At 33.4% G+C, this 19,898-nt stretch carries 17 protein-coding genes; 12 read left to right on the top strand and 5 right to left on the bottom strand.

Annotated elements, in window-relative coordinates:
• Positions 1-266: 266 nt before the first annotated feature.
• The 7 genes from AACZ41_RS01060 to AACZ41_RS01030 all read left to right on the top strand — a co-directional run bounded on the left by AACZ41_RS01060 (position 267) and on the right by AACZ41_RS01030 (position 8,988).
• Positions 267-1,046: a DUF3108 domain-containing protein gene (locus AACZ41_RS01060; protein ID WP_339625619.1), complete on the top strand. Its 780-nt coding sequence runs from the start codon at positions 267-269 to the stop codon at positions 1,044-1,046.
• 7 nt (positions 1,047-1,053) lie between these two features.
• The gene (locus AACZ41_RS01055; protein ID WP_339625617.1) at positions 1,054-2,025 is read left to right on the top strand and encodes a tryptophan 2,3-dioxygenase family protein; all 972 of its coding nucleotides are present in this window, start codon (positions 1,054-1,056) and stop codon (positions 2,023-2,025) included.
• Positions 2,025-3,326: a peptidoglycan DD-metalloendopeptidase family protein gene (locus AACZ41_RS01050; protein ID WP_339625615.1), complete on the top strand. Its 1,302-nt coding sequence runs from the start codon at positions 2,025-2,027 to the stop codon at positions 3,324-3,326. Before AACZ41_RS01055 ends, AACZ41_RS01050 begins: the two co-directional genes overlap by 1 nt.
• A complete protein-coding gene (pgi, locus tag AACZ41_RS01045; protein WP_339625613.1) occupies positions 3,307-4,944 on the top strand; it encodes a glucose-6-phosphate isomerase in 1,638 nt (545 codons plus the stop codon). The genes AACZ41_RS01050 and pgi overlap by 20 nt, the downstream gene beginning before the upstream one ends.
• Positions 4,945-5,114: 170 nt before the next feature.
• Positions 5,115-7,823 carry a TonB-dependent receptor gene (locus tag AACZ41_RS01040; protein WP_339625611.1) on the top strand — a complete coding sequence of 903 codons (2,709 nt, stop codon included), beginning with the start codon at positions 5,115-5,117 and terminating at the stop codon, positions 7,821-7,823.
• 92 nt (positions 7,824-7,915) lie between these two features.
• Complete coding sequence (locus AACZ41_RS01035) at positions 7,916-8,374, top strand: hypothetical protein (protein WP_339625609.1); 459 nt, start codon at positions 7,916-7,918, stop codon at positions 8,372-8,374.
• 17 nt (positions 8,375-8,391) lie between these two features.
• Positions 8,392-8,988 (top strand): DUF1080 domain-containing protein, encoded by a 597-nt coding sequence (locus AACZ41_RS01030; protein WP_339625607.1) that lies wholly within the window; start codon positions 8,392-8,394, stop codon positions 8,986-8,988.
• Here AACZ41_RS01030 and AACZ41_RS01025 read toward each other — a convergent pair.
• Complete coding sequence (locus tag AACZ41_RS01025; RefSeq protein WP_339625605.1) at positions 8,985-10,025, bottom strand: endonuclease/exonuclease/phosphatase family protein; 1,041 nt, start codon at positions 10,023-10,025, stop codon at positions 8,985-8,987. The two genes, AACZ41_RS01030 and AACZ41_RS01025, sit on opposite strands and share 4 nt — an antisense overlap.
• A gap of 104 nt (positions 10,026-10,129) precedes the next feature.
• Here AACZ41_RS01025 and AACZ41_RS01020 point away from each other — a divergent pair, with 104 nt between their 5' ends.
• Both AACZ41_RS01020 and AACZ41_RS01015 read left to right on the top strand, forming a co-directional pair.
• Positions 10,130-12,871, top strand: coding sequence for a TonB-dependent receptor (locus AACZ41_RS01020; RefSeq protein ID WP_339625603.1), 2,742 nt, complete (start codon positions 10,130-10,132; stop codon positions 12,869-12,871).
• A gap of 64 nt (positions 12,872-12,935) precedes the next feature.
• Entirely contained in the window at positions 12,936-14,258 is a 1,323-nt protein-coding gene (locus AACZ41_RS01015; RefSeq protein WP_339625601.1) for a DUF5689 domain-containing protein, read from the top strand.
• 2 nt (positions 14,259-14,260) lie between these two features.
• Here the strand turns inward: AACZ41_RS01015 and AACZ41_RS01010 are convergent, their stop codons facing one another.
• Both AACZ41_RS01010 and AACZ41_RS01005 read right to left on the bottom strand, forming a co-directional pair.
• Positions 14,261-14,668: a response regulator gene (locus AACZ41_RS01010; RefSeq protein WP_339625599.1), complete on the bottom strand. Its 408-nt coding sequence runs from the start codon at positions 14,666-14,668 to the stop codon at positions 14,261-14,263.
• A 211-nt stretch (positions 14,669-14,879) separates the two neighbouring features.
• A complete protein-coding gene (locus AACZ41_RS01005; RefSeq protein ID WP_339626930.1) occupies positions 14,880-15,185 on the bottom strand; it encodes a PAS domain-containing protein in 306 nt (101 codons plus the stop codon).
• Between the two features lie 133 nt (positions 15,186-15,318).
• Between AACZ41_RS01005 and AACZ41_RS01000 the strand changes: the two genes are divergently transcribed.
• Together AACZ41_RS01000 and AACZ41_RS00995 are read left to right on the top strand one after the other, a co-directional pair.
• A complete protein-coding gene (locus tag AACZ41_RS01000) occupies positions 15,319-15,783 on the top strand; it encodes an ankyrin repeat domain-containing protein (protein ID WP_339625597.1) in 465 nt (154 codons plus the stop codon).
• Positions 15,784-15,791: 8 nt separating this feature from the next.
• Positions 15,792-16,577, top strand: a complete 786-nt coding sequence (locus AACZ41_RS00995) for an amidohydrolase (protein ID WP_339625594.1) — start codon at positions 15,792-15,794, stop codon at positions 16,575-16,577.
• Here the strand turns inward: AACZ41_RS00995 and AACZ41_RS00990 are convergent.
• Complete coding sequence (locus AACZ41_RS00990; protein ID WP_339625592.1) at positions 16,561-18,177, bottom strand: Ig-like domain-containing protein; 1,617 nt, start codon at positions 18,175-18,177, stop codon at positions 16,561-16,563. The genes AACZ41_RS00995 and AACZ41_RS00990 overlap by 17 nt on opposite strands.
• A 45-nt stretch (positions 18,178-18,222) precedes the next feature.
• Positions 18,223-18,933, bottom strand: coding sequence for a ComF family protein (locus tag AACZ41_RS00985; protein WP_339625590.1), 711 nt, complete (start codon positions 18,931-18,933; stop codon positions 18,223-18,225).
• Between the two features lie 38 nt (positions 18,934-18,971).
• Here AACZ41_RS00985 and AACZ41_RS00980 point away from each other — a divergent pair, with 38 nt between their 5' ends.
• Entirely contained in the window at positions 18,972-19,871 is a 900-nt protein-coding gene (locus AACZ41_RS00980; protein WP_339625588.1) for a hypothetical protein, read from the top strand.
• The last annotated feature ends 27 nt before the right edge of the window (positions 19,872-19,898 follow it).

The raw sequence follows: 19,898 nt of genomic DNA, 5'->3' as shown, positions 1-19,898 counted from the left end.
TAACTGTTAAGGTTATCATTAAAGTAAGTTAAACCGTGCGTTGGGAATGATATTGTGCCTTAAATTTACATCAGCTAAGGGGTGGTTCCCTTACAACTTTAAGTAGTGGTTTTTCATAATTTAAAGTTTGGTTGGTTATTTAGGAAAAGCCCAGTTTTTACACTGGGCTTTTTTTGTGCAATACTTTGGAATAAATTTTGTTTAAGATATTGTAACAATAGTAATTGAAATCTATCAATTACTACTTTTACTTTAAATTGAAGGCTATGCGAAAATCGATTATACTTATCTTTCTTTTTTCTTTTTTTATTGCTCAAAGTCAAAATGAAAATTCTGCTTTTAACGTAGGAGAGTGGTTAAAGTTTAGAATGCATTATGGATTTTTGAATGCTAGTTATGCCACATTGCAAGTTAATTCAGCGACCATTAATGAGAAGCCAGTCTATCATGTTGTTGGGCATGGTGAGACAACTGGTGTTGCTAGTTGGTTTTTTAAAGTTGATGATACTTATGAAAGTTACTTTGATAAAAATGACGGAAAACCATATCGATTTATTAGAAAAATTAATGAAGGCGGTTATACGAAAGACGTTGAAATAAACTTTGATCATAAGAAGTCTAATGCTGAACTTAATGATAGAAAAAACAAGAAAAAGCTTAATTTTACATTACAGGACAATATACAAGATTTAATATCTGCTTTTTACTTCTTAAGGAACAACTATAAAACGGAAGACCTTGAAGAGGGGAAAGCAATTACCTTAAAAATGCTTTATGATGATGATGGTGTTTTTAACTTTAAACTTAAATATTTAGGCAAGGAGATTGTCAATACAAAATACGGAAAGGTAGAGTGCCTAAAATTTAGGCCTTTAGTACAATCTGGTCGTGTATTTAAAGAACAAGAGAGTTTGTCTCTTTGGGTTTCTAATGATGATAATAGAATTCCAATTAGGATTAAGGCAGATTTAGCGGTAGGGGCGATAAAAGCCGATTTGGATGGATATAACGGACTAAAGCATCAGTTTAAAATTATAATGGATTAGCAGATAAATGGAAGATAAAGAGAAGATTAAATCCCAAATATCTAAACTTGAAGAAAAATATAAGAATTCTGGGCAAGATCTTAGCTCTTATTTAGACGGTTTATTATATCAACGTTATTTAACATATTGGGACTATATTCATTTAGATACCCTTTTAAGCTTACAAGTTCCTAGAACACATTTTCCCGATGAAGAGATCTTCATCATGTACCATCAAATTACTGAACTCTATTTTAAATTGATCCTACATGAGCAAAAGCAGTTGGTAGACGATAAAAGTGGAAATCTTGATTTTTTTATTGAAAAAGTAAGAAGAATAAACAGTTACTATACTGTCTTAATATCTTCCTTTAGTATTATGATTAAAGGAATGGAGCGTGAGCAGTTTTTGCAATATCGTATGGCTTTACTTCCTGCAAGCGGTTTTCAATCTGCACAGTTTAGAATGATTGAAATTTACGCAACACCTTTAGAAAATTTGGTTCATGTTTCTGAACGAGCTCAATACTCTTCAGAGAATACAGTGGAAGAATTGTATGAACATATATATTGGAAAAAAGGTGCAACTGATGTGAGTACCGGTGAAAAGACACTCACTTTAAAACAATTTGAATATAGGTATACACCTAGATTGATTAGAATAGCAAAGCAAGTAAAAAGCACAACTATCTATCATAAATATCTAAATTTACCTAACGACTTAAAACAAAATAAGTCATTGGTTGAAGCACTAAAGATTTTAGATGTTAATGCTAATATCAATTGGCAATTAATGCATATGGGTTCTGCTCATAGGTATTTAAGAAGAGAGTCTGGTGATATTGAAGCAACTGGAGGCACAAATTGGAAAGAATATTTGCCGCCTAGTTTTCAGAAGATTGTATTCTTTCCAGAATTATATTCAGATAAGGAATTAAATAATTGGGGCAAGCAGTGGGTTGAACATATGCTAAATCCAGATAAATCGATAATGAAGTAATGCAGAAATATTGGGGCATAATATTGGCATTCACTGTTATAGCATCTTGTAAAGATGGTGTAGAGCAGAAAAATGACATAGCACAAGAAATTAGTGTGCCAAAAGTTGATATAGTTAATGAACAATTTGGCTTTAATCTAAATGAATTTAATGTTCAGTTAGATACTATAAAATATGGAGACAGTTTTGGGGAATTAATGATGAAAAATAAAGTTACCTACCCAAAAATAGCAACTATTTCGGAGAATTATAGAGACACGTTCGATGTTCGTAAAATACGAGTGGGTAAACCATATGTTATTTTAAAATCGAAGGATACTATTGCGCAAGCGCAAATATTCATCTATGAGAATGACCCTATAAACTATACGGTCATAGATATGAGAGATAGCGTAAAAGTTTATACAGACAAAAGAAAAGTAAAATATGTACGCCGAGAAGTCTCTGGTGTAATTGAAACTAGTTTGTCAGAAGCAATTTTAGATCAAGGTATAGATTATAATGTAACTCATAATCTAGCCAATGTATATGCTTGGACGATAGATTTTTCAAGACTGCAAAAGAAAGATAAATTCAAGGTAATCTACAATGAAAAGTACATTAACGATACAATTTATGCAGGAGCAGAACCAATAGAAGCGGCTTTTTTTGAACATAACGGAAAGCCCATTTATGCATTTGCGTATGAGAATGATTCGCTAAAAAGTATTGTAGATTATTTTGATGAAGATGCGAATAATTTAAGAAGAACATTTTTAAGAATGCCTGTTGAATATGGTAGATTGTCTTCTAGATATAATCTTAAAAGAAGAATAAAACATTACGGTTTCAAAATAAGGCCACATAAAGGAACGGATTATGCTGCACCGATCGGTACTCCTATAATGGCAACTGCAGACGGTACGGTTATAGAATCAACTCGACGGGGTGGTAATGGTAAGTATGTTAAAATTAGGCATAATGGAACTTATGCAACACAATATTTACATATGAAAGCTCAAAAGGTTAAAAAAGGTCAGTTTGTTCGTCAAGGAGATGTAATTGGTTGGATTGGAATGACCGGCAGTACAGCAGGGCCTCATGTTTGCTATCGCTTTTGGAAAAATGGAAAACAAGTGGATCCTTTAAGAGAAGAACTACCGCAGGCAGAACCTTTACATGAAACTTTAAGACAAGAATATTTCGCTTATATATCCCCTTTAAAAGAACAGTTAGATTGTATTATATACCCTAAGGTTTTATTAGAAGGGGAAGAAGATTTACTAACACTTAATCAAGAAGATGGCATTGAACAAAATTAATCCAATTCAAACTGAGGTTTGGAAAAAGCTAACTACTCATTATCAAGAAACTAAAGGTTCACATTTAAGAGATCTTTTTTCTTCGGATGCAAAAAGGGCGGAAAAGTTTTCGTTGCAATGGAAAGATTTTCTTTTTGATTATTCTAAGAATAGAATCTCTACAGAAACTATGCAGTTGCTACTTCAATTGGCAGAGGAGGTTAATTTAAAAGGCGCAATTAAATCATATTATGATGGTGACATTATAAATGAAACAGAAGGCAGGTCAGTATTACATACGGCATTGCGGGCTAAAAAATCTGACAAGGTTTTAGTAGATGGTGTCAATGTTATACCAGAGGTATATGAGGTTAAGCAACATATTAAAAAATTTACCGATAAGGTTATTCATGGTGAATTAAAAGGGTACACGGGTAAAAAATTTACCGATGTAGTAAATATAGGTATTGGTGGTTCGGATCTTGGTCCGGCTATGGTGACCGAAGCTTTAAAGTTTTATAAGAATCATCTATCAATTCATTTTGTAAGTAATGTAGATGGTGATCATGTTCATGAAGTTCTAAAAACCTTAGATCCAGAAACAACCTTATTTGTTGTAGTATCGAAAACGTTCACTACGCAAGAAACATTAAGTAATGCTACTACTATTAAAAAGTGGTTTTTAAAGTACGCGACTCAAGATGATATTGCCAAACATTTTGCGGCGGTATCAACAAATAGTGAAAAAATTGCTGAATTTGGAATAGATGCGGCAAACGTATTTCCTATGTGGGATTGGGTTGGAGGTAGATTTTCATTATGGAGTGCTGTAGGTCTAACGATTGCTTTGGCGGTTGGCTATGATAATTTTGATGCCCTATTACAAGGTGCGAATGAGGCTGATGTACATTTTAATGAAACTGAGTTTTCTGAGAACATTCCCGTTGTAATGGCATTGTTAAGTGTATGGTATAATAATTTTCATGGTGCGGAGACTGAAGCAATAATTCCTTACGCACAATATTTAAGTAGATTTTCTGCTTATTTACAACAAGGTATAATGGAAAGCAATGGTAAAAGTGTTGACCGCGCTGGTAATGTCGTTGGTTATGAAACAGGTACCATTATATGGGGTGAACCAGGTACAAATTCGCAACACGCATTTTTTCAACTAATACATCAAGGCACCAAATTAATACCTACTGACTTTATTGGGTACAAGAACTCATTGTATGGCGATAAGGACCATCATAATAAATTGATGGCAAATTATTTTGCACAGACTGAAGCTTTAATGAACGGTAAAACTAAGGCAGAAGTGATTTCCGAACTTGAAGCTAAAAACGTGGCGAAAAAAGAAATTGATAAACTTGCACCGTTTAAGGTTTTTACAGGTAATAAGCCAACGAATACGATGCTGATCGATAAATTAACACCAAGAAGTTTAGGTTCATTGATTGCCTTTTATGAACATAAAATCTTTGTGCAAGGTGTGATTTGGAACATTTTTAGTTATGACCAATGGGGTGTGGAATTAGGTAAACAACTAGCGGGAACTATACTTAATGATATTGAGAATTTAGAAATTTCAGCACATGATAGTTCAACACTGAGACTTCTTCAATATTTTAAGAAATAATTTAGAGTTTTGATAAGATCTTTAGAGAGGAGATAACTATTTCATTTTCAGTTCTATTATATCATTTTTTCAAGTATTTTTGCAATGCTGATTTAACGTTATCTTAACGCTAGAGGACAAAAATTAGAAGACTTTTGCAGCAAGTTAAAAACTAACAAATACTTGAAAAAATGAAAAAAATGTACTTTGCGATTGCGGTATTTTTAATGACCGTAACTGCTTTTTCACAAGGAACTATTACTGGTACTGTTCTAGATGGTGATTCTAACTCACCTTTACCTGGTGCAACCGTAATGGTAAAAGGTACCACGAATGGTACTTCATCTGATTTTGATGGGAATTTCACAATTAACGTAAGTTCAGCAACTGGAACTTTAGTAGTGTCTTACATTGGATTTGATTCTAAACAGATTTCTTTTACTGCTTCAGGTAATATTGGTTCAATTGTTCTGGAGCCTAATGCTGAAGAGTTAGAGGGTGTTATTGTAACTGGTGTACAAGATATTGCAAAGGATCGTAAAACTCCTGTTGCAGTTTCTACCATTAAAGCAGAAGAGATTCAATTGAAATTAGGTTCTCAAGAATTTCCAGAGTTGTTAAATACTACTCCATCTATATATGCTACTAAATCAGGTGGTGGTTTTGGTGATGCACGTGTAAATATTCGTGGTTTCGACACTAATAACTCAGCGGTAATGATAAACGGTGTTCCAGTAAATGATATGGAAAACGGTCAAGTATACTGGAGTAACTGGGCTGGTCTTTCAGATGTAACGTCTGCAATTCAAGTTCAAAGAGGTCTAGGATCATCTAAATTGGCAGTATCATCTGTTGGTGGTACAATTAATGTTGTCACTAAAACTTCTTTAAATGCAGAAGGTGGAGCAATAGGCGCAACTGTAGGTAACGATGGTTATGTTAAAACATTAGCTTCTTATTCTTCCGGACTTTTAGATAATGGGTTTTCTGCTTCTATGTTAATTAGTAGAACAGGTGGTAGTATGTATGCTGATGGTACTGAATTTGAAGGGTATAATTTCTTTATGGGATTGGGTTATACTGCGGGTGATCACAGTTTAGAGTTTATGGTTACAGGTGCTCCTCAATGGCACAACCAAAGAAGTAGAGCTACATCAATTGACACTCAAATTCTTTATGGTGATGGTGATGGTGAGCCAAACAGAAAATATAACGAAGATTGGGGTTATAGAAATGGTGAGGAATATAGCTTTCGTCGTAATTTCTATCACAAACCTGTTATCAGTTTAAACTGGAACTGGAAGCTAAGTGAGAAAACTACTTTAGAAACCTCTACATATGCTTCTTTTGGCCGTGGTGGTGGTACTGGTGAAATAGGTGAAATTAATGGAAGAAGACAATTTGCATTACCTAGAACTGCTGATGGTTTAATAAGGGTTGATGATATTATTGCTTACAACAGTGGTCAATTGGTGTCAGATTTCAGTGATACACCAAGAGAGCAAATTAATGGTCAATATGTGAATAATAGTGATCAAAATGCTAATGAAAATAACACTAACGGTATTTCAAGAAGGGCTTCTGTGAATTCTCATAACTGGTATGGAATTTTGGCTAACTTCAATAACCGTATTTCTAGTGATTTAACTATTGATTTTGGTGTTGATCTTAGAAAATATAAAGGGTATCACTATAGAAGAGTGAATGATCGTTTAGGTGGAGATGTCTATCAAGAAACAGATAATAGAAACAATCCAAATCAGTTATTCTCTGAAACTTATAATGCAAACCAACCTTGGTGGGTATTTGGTAACATTGATGATGAGGAAAAAATTGATTATTACAATACAGGTTTGGTAAATTGGTTAGGTCTTTTTGGTCAAGTTGAATATAACTTTACTGAAGATATCACAGGTTTCGTTCAAGGTGCATTATCTAACCAAGGTTTTGCAAGAGAAGAGTTCTTTAATGAAGTGCCAGCTGCAAAAACTGATTTTGAAAATATTCTTGGTGGAAACGTAAAGGGTGGGGTAAACTGGAACGTAGACGCAAGAAATAACTTTTTTGCTAATGCAGGATATTATTCTAAACAACCATTATTTGATGCAGTCTATATCAATTTTGGAAATAACTTGAATCCAAATTTAACTAATGAAAAAATCACTGGCTTCGAATTAGGATATGGTTACAGAAGTTCAAAGTTTAGAGCAAATGTAAACTTGTATTATACAAGCTGGAAGGATAGGTTTGAATCTACCGGGGCAACCTTTAATGCTGGTCAGCCAGATGAAATTCGTGGTACCGCTAATATTTTAGGTATTACTCAGGTTCACACGGGTATTGAGTTTGATGGTAGATTTCAAGCTAGTGACAAATTTGCACTAACTGGTATGATGTCAATTGGCAACTGGGAATATAAAGATGATGTTACTGCTACTTATTTTGATAATGATCAAGCTCCTATTATTATAGGTGGTGTAGAGCAGGTTGAAACGTTAGCCTTAGATGGTGTTAAAGTTGGTGATGCAGCACAGTTCACTGCATTTATAGGTGCTGATTATAATGTAGTTAATAACTTAAATGTTGATTTTGGATATCGTTTTGCGGGTAATTTATATGCGCAATTTGACGCCACTGATGTAGGTCCTGATGGCGCTTTGAAGTTGCCTTCTTTTGGTCTTGCAGATGCAGGTGCAACATATAGCATTCCATTCGATGATAAAAATTTAAGCTTCAGATTAAATGTAAATAACTTGTTCGATACAACGTATATCGCAGAATCTGATACTAATATTTTCGCACAACCAGGTGATGATACTTATGATGGTATTAATACTAGCAACCGTGTTTTCTTCGGTTTTGGTACTACTTGGAACTTAAGTGCTAGATTTAACTTCTAAACTAGTTCTTCGAGATTATTCAAAACCCTGCCAATTGGCAGGGTTTTTTTATGCATAAAATTGACTATTTTTAAATCTTAATAAATGAAATCATGGAAGAAACAGGATTAGCGTATACTTGGGTACACTCTTTACACTCTTATTTGGCTTATATCGCATTAGCGGTATTGATTTTGGCTGTTGCAAATGCAATAACTGGTTTAATGAGTAAAAGAATTTTTAATATGGGTAAAGATTTAAGATTAAGTCTTTTTGCCTTGATTTTGTGCCATATTCAATTGTTGGTTGGGTTGTTACTTTATTTCGTTTCGCCAAGTGGATTAAGTGCTATTCAAGAATTCGGAATGGGAGGTTTAACTTCGGCAGCTCGATTACTTGCAGTAGAGCATCTATTTATTAATATTTTAGCCATCGTTTTAATAACTATTGGTTGGTCCAGACATAAGAAGTTTGTAGAAGGAGATAAAAAATTTAAAAGTATCGCAATTTTCTACGGAATTGGCTTAGTGCTTATATTAAGTAGAATACCGTGGGGACAATGGTTTAATTAATCAATTAAAATTTATCAATGAATAAAATTACATCTACATTATTGGTGCTATTATTTAGTGCCTCATTATTAGCTCAAAAACAAGAATTGTTTAATGGTGAAAGCTTAGAAGGCTGGTCTGTTTATGGCACTGAAAATTGGTATGTTGAAGATGGGCTTTTAATTTGTGAAAGCGGTCCTGACGCAGAATATGGATATTTAGGTACAGACAAGCATTATAAAAACTTCATTCTTGATCTAGATTTTAAACAAGAAGCAGACGGTAATAGCGGGGTTTTTATTAGGTCGACGGTAGATGGTACGACTGTAAGTGGCTGGCAAGTAGAAGTTGCTCCTCCTGGTGCGTTCACAGGCGGCATATATGAATCTTATGGTAGACAATGGTTGATTAAACCTCCCTTAGAAAAAGACAAGGCATTAAAGTTTGGTGAATGGAACCATATGAAAATTAAAGTGGACGGCAAAGTAGTAACCTCTTGGGTAAATGGTGTCGAAATGGTTTCTTTAAAGGATAGGCTTATTGGTAAAGGAGAAGGAGCTATTTTATTACAAATACATTCTGGTGGCGGTATAAAAGTAAAGTGGAAAAATATCGAAATTGAGGAATTGGATTAATTTACTTTTTTAATCAAATGAAGAAAGACGGGAAAATGGTCGCTATATCCACCAATATAGCTACCTCCCGCATAGGTTCGTAATGGGTAGCCTTTATATTTTCCTTTCGGATCCATTAAATAGCTGGGTGTGAAAATGCCTACTTTCCAATAACTATACGTTTGTTTTTGCATATCTAAAAGGCTAGAGGTCATATATAATTGGTCAAAAAGGTTCCATTTATCTCTATATGCCAAAGAACCTTTACCTTTTCTAAAAAGTTTTTCCATAGGGCCATAGAGACTAAGTGAATCTAGATTCTTATAGTTTTTCTGCACGTTTAGTATTTTTTTAAAACTAGGGTCTATTGGGTCATCATTAAAATCGCCCATACTAATTATCTTAGCATTGATATCTTGCCTTCTTACAGAGTCTATAATGCGTTTGTTAAGTTTAGCGGCCTCTAGTCTATATGGTCTGCTTCTGGCCTCACCGCCACTTCTAGAAGGCCAGTGATTTACTAGAAAATATATCTTTTCGTTATCTAATAATCCTTCAACGATAAGCTGATCTCTAGTGTAGTTGCGTTTTCCAGCTAAATCGAAAAGCAAAAGTCGATGACTATTAAAATTTACAGGAATAAAAGCATCTTTTTTATATAACAGCGCTACATCAATACCGCGTTCATCCGGCGAATCGAAATGTATAATTCCATAATTGGTTTGTGATAAATTATCATGGTGAACCAAATCATGTAAGACCCTTATGTTTTCAACTTCACAAACACCAATTAAATCCGGAGCTGTTTTGTTTTCTGTAGAACCAATTTCAGAAATTACTTTAGACATCTGAGTAATTTTTTCTTTGTAGCGTTCTTCCGTCCAGTGATCTTTCCCTGTTGGCGTCCGGTCGTCGTCAAAAATTAATGTATCATTTTTCGTGTCAAAAAGATTTTCCAAATTATAAAAGGCAACGGTTCTAATTTGATAAGTAGCGGCCTCTTGTGCAAATAAACTTATTTGAGAGATAAGTAAGAAATAGAATAGAAATAGCTTCATCGAGGGCATTATGTCTTAATTATTAGCTAGTATACGGAATTTTCGCGTTAATTATTTCTTAAAATGTATCTTAATGGCTTATTAACAATACGGTGAGCTTTTAAATGATAAAACATTTACTGTTTTTATTAGTTGTTTTTAAAATTAGCATCCTACAATCTCAGGTCAATTCTACTATTGCAGGAGTTATTGAAGAGACGACCAATGGTGAGAAAATTACTAATGCAGTAGTAATGGTTGAGGGAAGCGTCTTTTCAATTGGCACCAATGATATGGGAGAGTTTAGCATAACTACTTCAAAGAAAGGACAATTTATTTTAAATATTACTGCACAAGATTATGTTACCAAGCGAATACCTATTTTTCTTGATGGTGTTAATTTAGACTTAGGAACAATACATTTAGAGCGTGATATAATTTTTGAGAAAACTATTAATTTGGTAAACATTACTGACGATGAGTTGCTTGATGATGAGGTTAATTCAAATGCATTGGCATTGCTTCAATCTACGAAAGACATTTTTCTTAATAGAGCTGCTTTTGATTTCGGACAAGCATTTTTTAGGGTAAGAGGATATGATTCACAATATGGAGAGGTATATCTAAACGGAATGCCCATGAACAAAATGTATGATGGTAGACCGCAATGGAATAATTGGGGAGGGTTAAATGATGTGATCAGAAATCAACAATATGCTAATGGGTTAAGTGCTTCAGATTTCTCTTTTGGTGGTATTCTTGGAAATACAAATATAGATTTACGTCCATCAGGATTACGACCTGGCACTAGGCTATCATCATCTGTATCGAACAGAACATATAGTGGTAGGCTTATGGCAACATACAATTCTGGACTTAAAAAGGATAAATATGCCTATATACTTTCGGCTTCTAGAAGATGGGCTAGGGAAGGTTACATCGCTGGAACTTTATATGATTCATACTCTCTATATAGCTCTTTTGAATATCTACTAAATGAGCAAAATACACTATCTGCAACTGCTATCGTAGCCTCGAACAGAAGAGGTCGTTCTTCTGCAATCACCGAAGAAGTGTATAAAATTCAAGGAAATAGATACAATCCATATTGGGGGTTTCAAAACGGTAAAATTCGAAATTCTAGAGAGCGAAATATACGGGAACCACTATTTTTATTGAATTATAATCATGAATCTAACGGATTAGTGATAAAGGCAGGCTTGGCTTACCAAACTGGTATCTATAAAAGAAGTAGGTTGGGTTATTTTAATGCTCCAAATCCTGACCCTACCTACTATAGATATTTGCCGAGTTTTTATTTGAATAGTCCAATTGGGGCAAATTTTGAAAGTGCGGTTTTGGCTGAGGAAGGTTTTATTCAAAATCCGCAAATGAATTGGGACAATATATTTAAGGCTAATACCAGTTTAGGCCAAGAAGGTGAAGCCGCATATGTTTTGTATGATGATACAACAAAAGATAATCAGTTTACAGCTAGGGTAAATGCCAACATTGATATTAATAGTCATTTAAGGGTTGATTTTGGACTAACCTATAAACATTTAACGTCTGAAAATTATGCTATAATCGATGATTTGATTGGTGCTCAATATCACAGAGATATCGACACATTTTCTGAAACACTCAACGATGTTGTTGGAAATGTTAATAAACAGAATGGCGATAATTTTAATTACAAGTATAATTTTGAAGGGAATATGACGGACATGTATGCCCAACTAAATTTAAACTATGATAAAGTAAATGCATTTATATCTGGTAAATACAGCAAAGTAGATTATCAAAGAAATGGATTGTTTCAAAATGACCGCTTTCCGGATACTTCCCTTGGAGAAAGCGAACCAATACAATTTTCAAATTGGTCGGGCAAATCTGGGTTAACTTATAATATTACAGGAAGACATTGGGCTACTGCTAATACAGCCTTTATAAATAAGGCGCCGTTGCTTCAAAATGTCTTTATAAATCCAAGGGAGAATAATACGGTAGTGCCTAATTTGCAAAGTGAAAAAATTACTAGTATAGATTTAAATTATTTTCTTAGAATGCCAAAACTTACCGGTAGACTAACAGGTTTCTATACGCGATTTCAAGATGGTACAGATGTTAATTTTTTTTTCGTTGATTCTGGTATAGGTTCAGATTTTGTGCAAGAGGTGTTAACCGATTTAGATAAGTTGCATTTAGGAACAGAACTAGGTTTAGAGTATCAATTATCAAGCGCGGTAAAATTATCTTTAGTAACATCGGTTTCGAAGTATCTATATGCTAGTGACCCTTTTGTAACAATTAACTTTGATACTGCTGGGGCTAGTGAAGATTTAATTGACGTTTCTGGCTCAAAGTTCTTGGGCCAGTCTGCTATTAAAGGATATAAATTGGCTCAAGGGCCACAAAAAGCAATTGCTGTAGGTATTGAATATAGAGACCCAAAATATTGGTGGGTAAGCATGACTGCTAATTATTTAGCCAATAATTATGCAAATATTTCAACAATAACCAGAACTAAAAGTTTTTTAATAGATCCAGAAACGGGACAAAGATTCCCAGATGCTACTAATGAAAATGTTCAAAAGCTTTTAAAACAAAATAGGTTAGATAATTTCTATTTATTAAACCTAGTTGGAGGTAAGTCTTGGTTAAAGAAGGGGAGATATTTTAGTGTCTTCGCAAGTGTCAACAATGTCTTTGATACCACCTTTAGAACTGGTGGGTATGAACAAAGTAGAAATGGAAATTATGGTCAATTGAAGCAAGATAATTTTAGTGGCAACCCATCTTTTGCTCCAAAATATTGGTATGGTTTCGGTAGAACCTACTTTTTAAATATGGCATTTAGTTTCTAAATTTGATATGATAAAGATGATTTTTAAAAACAATTATTTATTTAAAATCTATGTTTTAAGCATTATGCTAGTGTTTAACGCATGTGTAAAAAATAGAGACTTTGATGAACCTGAATTAGTTTGTTCTGATGAAGATTTCAGTATTGTAAGTATATCAGAACTAAAAAATTTATACGCTGGCGAGACTGTTCAAGTTCAAGAAGATTGGGTTATTAAAGGATATGTTGTTTCTTCTGACAAGTCAGGTAATTTTTTCAATGTACTTCATTTTCAAGACGCATCGAGTAATCCTACAGAGGGTTTGCAGATAGAATTGGAATTAAGAGATTCACATTTATTTTTTGATATTGGCCGGTCAGTTTTTATAAAAATAAAAGGGCTGTATTTAGGTCAGTCGAACGGTTTATTTAAAATAGGAGGCGTATTTACCTCTTTCGGCAATCGTAGTGTAGGTAGGTTGCCTAACAGCGTCGTTTTTGATCATATTTTATTGTCTTGTGATACAGTAGAAAAAATATTGCCAAAGTCGGTCTCTATTTTGGAGTTAAACAAAAGTATGGTGAATACGCTTGTGCGTATAGATAATATTGAGTTTAAAGAAGATGAAATAGGTCAATCTTTTGCAGTTGAAAAAGAAGAGACACAAAGAACTTTAGTTGATTGCGAAGACAATGAATTGATACTTATAAATAGTGGCTATTCTGATTTTCAAGCTCAAATTATTCCAGATAAAATGGGTGTGGCAACTGGTGTTTTAACGATGGATAAAAATGAGTTTCAATTAATCATTAGAACGGTTGATGATTTAGATTTTAATTTTGAACGTTGTGAAGAATTGATTGATGAATTTACGTCGACCTCTGTTTTTATCTCTGAAATTGCTGACCCCGATAATAATTCCGGAGCAAGGTTTTTAGAATTATATAATTCTTCTAATGAATCTTTATCGTTAAAAGGATGGGACTTAGTTCGATATACGAATACAAGTAGCGAGGTTAGCTCAACTATTGATTTATCCGACTACAGCATTGACGCAAACGGACTTATAGTAATTTCACCAAATGCTTTAGAATTTGAAAATGTATATGGGTTTTTGCCAACAATTTCAGCGGGCACAAATTCACCGGCAGATTCTAATGGTGATGATAATATTGCTTTAATAGACCCTTTCGGAACTGTTATAGATATATTTGGCGTTATAGGAGAAGATGGTAGCAATACAAACCATGAATTTGAAGATGGGAAAGCAGTAAGAATAATAGAGGTGATATCAGGAAATTCGGTTTTTACTGAAAGTGAATGGTTTATATATAACGATACTGGTAATAATGGTACTATAGATAAACCACAAAATGCTCCTTTCGACTATACACCCGGTATAAGATAGAACTACTCCAATTCTTGCGAATCAATTATTTTTTTTACAGCATTTTCCGTTAAGGGCTTAACGATATAATCTTTTACCAAACTGTAATTTTTCGACTTCTCCATAAGCTCTGGGCTTATAAAAGAACTGGTAATGTAAATTTGAACATGTGCTATTTTATCTTTAGGCAGGTCTTGAAATTCCTCTAGAAACGACCATCCATCTCTTCTGGGCATATTTAAATCAAGAAAAATTATAGTGGGCAATGGTATATTTTCGACTACTAGGCCAATTAAACCATCAAGAGCTTCTTGACCACCTGTATAATATAGGATGTTGTCAGAAAAGTCAAATGCTTTTAAAATTTTTTTACTGCTAATAGAAAAAAACTCGTCATCATCAATGATACAACAGCTATGAAATTTGCTCATTTGTGATAATTTTTAATTAAATCTTATTTTGATTTAGGTTTGTAAATTGGACAAATAATATAGGACGAAGATAGCAAAATAGTAAGGTGAGAAGGGAAATAATAATATTATTTGCAATGGCTTTTTTTAACTAAAATGATATGATTCTATTTAATTATGAGGTGTAAGACATACATTTATAGGTGCTAGATTGCACAAATGGCGAAATAAGTTATTTTGTTATCGAGCCTAAAATTTTCCATTTCAACCACTGTATTAGTCCGCAACCCAGTATAAATTTTTGTCCGGTATTGATGTCCTCTTTACCATTTAAAGCTAATTCTACAGCAGTTTTAATTTTATTTGGAACTTCTGAGATGACATCAAAAAGATATTTTCCTTCTATATCTTCTTTGTTATCTGTAAAAACGTTCAACCACTGGTTAGAGTAACTAATAAAGTTTAACTTAGTATCCACAATGGCGATTGCTGCGGGGGTCTCTTTTAAGAGAAAGTCAACGGCTAATGTTTTTAATATGGGTCTGTTTAAAACTTAAAGGGACATATTTCTCATAAAGTAAGATAAAATTCTTTTTAAGTAAGAAAATACGTTATTTTAAACTCTTGCTGGTATTTTAATAGATTCATGAGGTTTAATAATAATTACAACTATGAACGAATTCTTTTTTAAAGCAATTAGAGAGGGTAATTTAAACGAGGTTAAACCTATGTTAGAAAAAAACCCGGTACTAGTTAATAGTAAAGATGCTCGAGGATCTACCCCATTGATTCTGGCTACCTATTATGATGAAATGGAGATAGCGATTTTACTGTTAGATAGAGGAGCTAAAATAGACGCTGTTGATGCTTCGGGAAATACGGCCTTAATGGGTGTTTGTTTCAAAGGGTTTACCGATATAGCTAAACTTCTGATTGAGAAAAAGGCACAATTAAATGAGAGAAATGCTATGGGTGCAACATGCCTAATCTATGCTGCTCAGTTTAATCGTTTTGAGATTGCTAAATTATTGATAGCCAATGGCGCTGATAAATCAATTAAAGATAATAGAGGTAATACAGCTTTAGATCATGCAAAAACCCAAGGTTTGAATGCTTTTATTGATTTGCTTGAATAAGAACTTTTATGAAAAATGAGAATATTACCTTAAAAATAGCTCTCGTTCAATCTGTTTTACATTGGGAAGATCCAATTGCCAATAGAGCAATGTTCAATGATAAAATTGAACAAATTGAAAAAGATATTGATGTTATTGTTTTGCCAGAAATGTTTACTACTGGTTTTACCATGTCACCACAAAATATAGCAAGTGAAGAAGGTTCTATAACTTTAAATTGGATGAAAGATATAGCCGCTAGAAAAAACAGTGCAATTATTGGTAGTATAGTTTATAATGAAAAACAGACTTATTTTAATCGTCTTTTTTTTGTAAAACCTAATGGCGAAATCTTTACATACGATAAGAGACATACGTTTACGTTGGCAGGGGAACATAAAAAATATCAATCTGGCAAACAAAGATTGGTGGTAGCCTATAAAGGCTTTAATTTTTGTCCATTGATTTGTTACGATCTCCGGTTTCCTGTTTGGAGTAGAAACACCGAGAATATTGATATTTTACTTTATTCAGCAAATTGGCCATCACCAAGAATTAATGCTTGGGATGCTCTATTGAAAGCACGTGCTATAGAAAATATGGTATTTTGTATTGGAGTCAATAGAATTGGAGAGGATAATGAAGGGCATGAATACCCTGGTCATACCAGTATGTACTCTCCGCTCGGTAATGAATTGGGACTCTCCAAAAAAGAAGAAATTTTAATCGTAGAGGTAACTAAAAATGAGATTGAAAAACTGCGTAGTAAACTTACATTTTTAGAAGACCGAGATCAATTTAATCTATTAGATTAAAGGTTTCTATTTTTTCCCAATTGGCTCGCAACTCTATAAAGTTAGGGTAATAACTTATCTTTTCTGGTTGTATTTTCTTTAAAAAATTACCGGTATCCCATTTTCTATTTTTATTGGAATCAAATATGACTCTAGCCATATACTTGCCAGGGTTTAAATTATTGAACGTATAGGTTTGCGGTTTGTTGGCATAAATTTCTCTTTGAATTTCACCTTTTTCATTGGTAAGTTGAACGATGATAGGGTATGTGATATTATTGCCATTTAGTTCTAAACTAAGATTGCCATAATCTGCAACGCTTTTAGTTCTTAGGTTATATACAACGGTATCATTCGTGTTATCAAAAAAATCGGTAATTGCCCCAGGTAAAAGTTCAATTTTATAGCTTTGATTAGGTAGAATTTTAAAATCAAAATTTAACTGATTTTCGAGAGTGTCCAACTTTAAATTATTGGCTACAAGTAGCGTGTCTTTGTCAGTAAGTTTAATTTTAGTAGAATCAAAACTTATCAATGGGGTGTTGACTAAAACTTTAATAGGCTTTTCAAATTCAATATTGCCCTGTTGGTTTAATGATAACCGTAAAGAATCAAATTGAACTTTGCGGCTTTTTACATTAAAGGTATCAGAAATCTTTAAATTTTCATTGGTGATGGAAAAGAGAATAGAATCCATTGTATATGGGGTAAACCAGAAATTTAAAGTATCTTTTTCCCTTTCTTTAGTGATTATCGATCTTACGGTATCGGGTAATTTAGTAATGCTTTCAATGTCTATTGCTGAGCCATCGCCATAATATCCAAAACTAATTTTATTACTGGCTTCCATACTAGGAACAGCAATTCCATAATCAGGAATTTCCTTAAAGAGATTTAAAAGGTAAATAGAATCAGTAGGCAAATTTATAGTGTCTTCTACAAAGCCAATTTTATCTGTTTTTTGGTCAAATATATTATTTCCGGCAATATCTTTAATGGCAAATAACGCATATTTACCTTCTTTTAAATTTCTAAGCTTAAATATTACGGCACTGTCAAGTGTATTGGTTATATAGTTTGGTGGTTTTTGATAAAGGGTAGAATCGGTGTAGCTCGAGTCTATTTTATAAAGCATAACGCTCACAAACTCATCAACCTTTTTATTAAAGGCATCTGTTATAACTCCTGTTAGTTCCAAAGAATCTATATAATCACCGGTTGAAAATACGTAGGTAAAGAATGGAAGAGGATTTTCTTCATTGTTATCTACAATACCCTGGCCAAAATTTAATGTGTAAGTAGTATTGGCAGCTAAAGTATCCTTTATGGTAATTTCAACATACTTATTGGCATTACCCTGCGGGGAAAGAACAGGTGTGTATTTTAAAGGTGGAGATACAATAAGTTGCTTTTGAATATCTTTTAATTTCACCAATTCATTAAAATAAAGCCTAATTTTTTGGTCCTTAAAATTAATGGACATATTGGGTGGTTCTGCCCGTATTAATTCTGGTGGTGCTATATCTTTTGGTCCTCCAGTAGGAGTGCCTCTTTGAGCGCATTGGTATGAGGCCAATACAATGATAAAAACAAATATAAATCCAAGAATTTTTCTGCTCATAAGTGCGATTATCAATCACAAAGAAACAACATATTTTATAGAAAACTATGCCTTTGGTACAACGGCCATACTCGAAATATAAATAGTAATACCTTCTATGTCTTTTAAGGTGTTGGCACAAATCTCCATTGTAGCGCCTGTAGTAATTACATCATCGACTAATAATATGTTTTTGTTTTTAAGTATTTGTTTATTATTTATCTCATACAGAGAACGGTTATCTTGCCATCTGCTTAGTCTGTTCTTTTTGGTCTGCGTTTTCGTATTAGCTGTTTTTATAAGTATATCATCGGCATAACTGGCGTTAATGTGTAATGCGATTTGTTTAGCAAAAAGTGCCACTTGGTTATAGCCGCGTTGCCTCAATTTTTTTCTATGCAAGGGAATAGGAATTACAAAATCAATGTTTGTCAAATGGCCTTGTCCCTTTAAAATCTGTCCATACCAATCACCTAAAAATTGTCCAATACTTTCTTGATTCTTATATTTTAAGAAGTGAATCAGGTTTTTTACTATTCCAATTTCGGTAAAGAATAAGAATGAATTTGCCTTTTTAATGTTAATTCGACCATAAAAAATACGGTCAACGGCATTTTCTTCGTTAAAGTTATACTCGGTGAGAGGTAATTGATGTCGGCAAGATGTGCATAGAAAGACCTCTCCTCTATATAATCGTGCATTACATCCAAAACATGATATGGGCAACAGTATGTTGGTAACATCCTTTAGTATATTTGAAATTCTGTTTTGTATCAAATCTTACAGATTAAATTAATCTACAGCCCACCAATTAAATGGACAGTCAAGATAACAAATTCAATTATAAAATAATACTCGCTGCATTTGTGGCGGTTATTATAGCACTATTGATTGCATTCTACTACAGTTACGCTCAATCAAACGCTCAAATAAGTTTTTTAGAAGATGAGAAGGCGATTTTGATAAGGGACCTTACCATCATGAAAGCCGACGTTGATCGTTTGGCTGCCAAAAGTGAAATGAATGAAATTGAACTTCAAGATTCTAAATATAGGGTTCAAGAGCTTTTAGATTCAGTAGGAAGATTAAATTTTACCGTTCAGAAACTGAGAGAATTTAAAACTGAACTTCGCAGATTAGAGTCTAAGAATGATAGTTTACTACTAAAGAATAACTTTCTACGATATAACAATATGCTTCTTACCGATAAATACGATGAGTCGCGAAAGCAAATAGAGCAATTGAGGGCTAACTCAAATTCTTTGGCGGAAGCAGAGGCCTTACAAAGAAGAAAAATTCTTGAATTAAACCAAAAATTAAAAACGAAGAGCTATCTTAAAATGGCCAATGCAGAAGGCAGTGGTTTTAGACTTATTCGAAACACAAAACCTACTAAGACCAACAAAGCTTCTATCATTGAAAAATTAAGAGGGTGTGTCACTATTTTGGCCGATGAAAGCGAGGCAAATAATGAAAAAATTATTTATCTACAGTTTTTAGACCCCAACAAACAAATTATAGAGGACAATGCGAATACAATTACCGTAAACGGAAATATATATAGCAAAAGAGTAGAGTTTATTTTTACAGGTATAGATACCTATGTATGCGAGTCTATTACCATACCAGAAGGCTCATTAATGGAAGGTAGCTACACATTAAATGTCTTTGAAGACGAACGATTGATTACTTCTTCGGAATTTCAATTGAAATAATTATTCTTTTTTTGGGCTAATATTCTA

Source organism: uncultured Maribacter sp., assembly GCF_963974015.1.
Classification (GTDB): domain Bacteria; phylum Bacteroidota; class Bacteroidia; order Flavobacteriales; family Flavobacteriaceae; genus Maribacter.
This window is presented reverse-complemented; position numbering and strand designations above follow the sequence as displayed.

Bases quoted from the DNA above. Each gene is read 5' to 3' on its own strand.
- AACZ41_RS01060 (WP_339625619.1), top strand. From the start codon at position 267: ATGCGAAAATCGATTATACTTATCTTTCTTTTTTCTTTTTTTATTGCT.
- AACZ41_RS01055 (WP_339625617.1), top strand. From the start codon at position 1,054: ATGGAAGATAAAGAGAAGATTAAATCCCAAATATCTAAACTTGAAGAA.
- AACZ41_RS01050 (WP_339625615.1), top strand. From the start codon at position 2,025: ATGCAGAAATATTGGGGCATAATATTGGCATTCACTGTTATAGCATCT.
- pgi (WP_339625613.1), top strand. From the start codon at position 3,307: ATGGCATTGAACAAAATTAATCCAATTCAAACTGAGGTTTGGAAAAAG.
- AACZ41_RS01040 (WP_339625611.1), top strand. From the start codon at position 5,115: ATGAAAAAAATGTACTTTGCGATTGCGGTATTTTTAATGACCGTAACT.
- AACZ41_RS01035 (WP_339625609.1), top strand. From the start codon at position 7,916: ATGGAAGAAACAGGATTAGCGTATACTTGGGTACACTCTTTACACTCT.
- AACZ41_RS01030 (WP_339625607.1), top strand. From the start codon at position 8,392: ATGAATAAAATTACATCTACATTATTGGTGCTATTATTTAGTGCCTCA.
- AACZ41_RS01025 (WP_339625605.1), bottom strand. From the start codon at position 10,025: ATGAAGCTATTTCTATTCTATTTCTTACTTATCTCTCAAATAAGTTTA.
- AACZ41_RS01020 (WP_339625603.1), top strand. From the start codon at position 10,130: ATGATAAAACATTTACTGTTTTTATTAGTTGTTTTTAAAATTAGCATC.
- AACZ41_RS01015 (WP_339625601.1), top strand. From the start codon at position 12,936: ATGCTAGTGTTTAACGCATGTGTAAAAAATAGAGACTTTGATGAACCT.
- AACZ41_RS01010 (WP_339625599.1), bottom strand. From the start codon at position 14,668: ATGAGCAAATTTCATAGCTGTTGTATCATTGATGATGACGAGTTTTTT.
- AACZ41_RS01000 (WP_339625597.1), top strand. From the start codon at position 15,319: ATGAACGAATTCTTTTTTAAAGCAATTAGAGAGGGTAATTTAAACGAG.
- AACZ41_RS00995 (WP_339625594.1), top strand. From the start codon at position 15,792: ATGAAAAATGAGAATATTACCTTAAAAATAGCTCTCGTTCAATCTGTT.
- AACZ41_RS00990 (WP_339625592.1), bottom strand. From the start codon at position 18,177: ATGAGCAGAAAAATTCTTGGATTTATATTTGTTTTTATCATTGTATTG.
- AACZ41_RS00980 (WP_339625588.1), top strand. From the start codon at position 18,972: ATGGACAGTCAAGATAACAAATTCAATTATAAAATAATACTCGCTGCA.